The organism is Pseudoalteromonas sp. BZA4 (assembly GCF_040104395.1).
In the GTDB taxonomy this organism is placed as follows: Bacteria; Pseudomonadota; Gammaproteobacteria; order Enterobacterales; family Alteromonadaceae; genus Pseudoalteromonas.
The window spans coordinates 1-2388 of record NZ_JBECOT010000128.1 but is presented as its reverse complement, the minus strand read 5'-3'; the positions used below and the strand labels follow the sequence as shown (position 1 = coordinate 2388).

Here is a 2388-nt window from a genome sequence, read left to right as displayed (position 1 = left end):
ATGACAACACAAACGTATTTTTATATTGAAAAATACTACAACTCAGTAAGAAGGCATGGCACCCTAGGCTATAAAAGTCCCATGCAATACGAACAAGTTAATTAAACCCCGTGTCTACTTTATCGGGTTCAGATCATCTTGCATTTTTTATTGGTGTTGAAATCCCCCGTACTATGCCATTTATTTTTGCTTGGTTATGTTTATTAACAGTGGGCGGTGCGCGCATTGTTGTGCGCGCAATGATAGGAAAATTAACTACAGCAAATAAAGAGTCGGTTATTATTTATGGTGCCGGTTCTTCTGGTAGGCAGCTAGCTACAGCTTTAGGTGCCGGGCCAGAATACTTTGTACGTGCTTTTATTGATGATGACGAAACAAAGCAGGGTTCTATTATTCAGGGTATTCCTGTTATTGCATTTAAAGATGTTTATGACCTAATTAATAGGGGTAAAGCTACTAAAGTATTGCTGGCAATGCCAAGTGAGAGCCGAGCTCGCCGAAAAGAGATATTGGCCCAACTTGAGCCACTTTCTATTAAAGTGCTATCTATACCCGGTATGGCTGATGTAATTGAGGGTAAAGCAAAGCTTTCTGAATTTAGAGATGTTGAAATAGAAGACTTATTAGGCCGCGACTGTGTTGCGCCAAAGTCTCATTTATTAGCTGCTAATATTAAAAATAAAGTGGTTATGGTTACTGGTGCTGGTGGTTCTATTGGCTCGGAGCTTTGCCGCCAAATTGTCAAGCAAAAGCCAACTAAGCTTGTATTGTTTGAGTTAAGTGAGTTTGGTTTATATTCAATAGAAAAAGAGCTTACCGAGTACGTTGCAAATAACCAACTTGATGTAGAGCTGATTCCTATAATGGGCTCTGTACAGCGTATTAACCGTATTGAAACAGTAATGATTGCCTTTGGTGTACAAACGGTTTACCACGCCGCAGCATATAAACATGTACCACTTGTTGAGCACAACGTTGTTGAAGGGGTACGTAATAATGTATTTGGTACGTATTATACTGCCAAGGCTGCAGTTAATGCCAAGGTAGAAACATTTGTACTTATTTCTACCGACAAAGCCGTACGCCCAACTAATGTAATGGGGGCTACAAAACGCATGGCAGAGCTATGCTTGCAAGGCTTAGCGCAAAACAAAGGTAAAAGCCATAATACCCGTTTTTGTATGGTACGCTTTGGTAATGTATTAGGCTCTAGTGGTTCTGTTGTACCGTTGTTCCGTAGGCAAATACGCGAAGGCGGCCCGATAACGTTAACCCACCAAGATATTACTCGCTTTTTTATGACTATACCTGAAGCCGCACAGCTTGTTATACAAGCGGGCGCAATGGGCAAAGGTGGTGATGTGTTTGTACTCGACATGGGCGAGTCAGTTAAAATAAAAGACCTTGCAAGCAAGATGATTCGCTTATCTGGCTTTGAAGTAAAAGATAAAAACAACCCACATGGTGATATTGAAATTACATGCACAGGCCTGCGCCCAGGCGAGAAACTATACGAAGAGTTACTAATAGGCGATAACGTAGGCGAGACATCGCACGAGCGTATTATGACAGCCAATGAAGTTATGCTGCCTCTAGCTGAGCTCAATGTATTTTTAGAAGCCCTTGATGTTGCTTGCCATAACTTTGATCACGAAGTTATTAGACAATTATTACTTGATGCGCCAACAGGGTTTAACCCAACAGATGGTATTTGTGATTTAGTGTGGAACGCTAAACAAACTATTACTCTTAGCGGCAGTGATTATGAAGAGCAGGCTAAGGTCGTAAACCTAAAGGGTTAAGATAGCTAGGGCGAAGACATAATTCAGGTGCGCCAAGCTAGCGTGACGTCTAAGGTGATTTAGGTGCGTGATTTATTTCGCGCGAAGATATATTCATAAAGAGAATCACGAGCTGTTAGCAGTTAGTTTGAAGCCTAACGAAGGGGTATGTTAGCGCAGCGTTCATTTTCTTAAAGGTGTTGAATGCCAGGCTAGAGAAAGTTAATTGCACAAAGAGAAACAACTGAGAAGAAAAAGAGTAGACAAAAATATACTTTGTTTACCTCTTAAGCGAAGTGTCTCTTACCCTCTTAGTGCAATAAAATGTCTTTGGTGTAGGCGTGTATTTCGCGCGAAGATACATTCATAAAGAGAATCACGAGCAGTCAGCTGTCAGTTTTGAGTCGACTTATTTTGTTCTAGGGCTTTACTAAAGGTCTATCTCGTAGGTGGCGCTTTAATGCCGAAGATCTTAACTCTATTCACGGCTAAAGCCGTTTATATGGACTCCTCCTATTGCACAATACCCTTCGGTAATTTTGTCAGACTGCGTACTTATATGCGGGCTCATAATGAGGAGCTACCTCGGCCCTATGATGTATTCGCG

Annotated in this window: 2 protein-coding genes; both read left to right on the top strand. The window is 41.4% G+C overall.

From position 1 onward, the window contains the following. A partial coding sequence (locus tag ABMY41_RS21630; protein ID WP_138602026.1) for an IS3 family transposase occupies positions 1-105 on the top strand: 105 nt, incomplete at its 5' end. A gap of 5 nt (positions 106-110) precedes the next feature. After that, positions 111-1802, top strand: coding sequence for a nucleoside-diphosphate sugar epimerase/dehydratase (locus tag ABMY41_RS21625; protein ID WP_349276239.1), 1692 nt, complete (start codon positions 111-113; stop codon positions 1800-1802). The last annotated feature ends 586 nt before the right edge of the window (positions 1803-2388 follow it).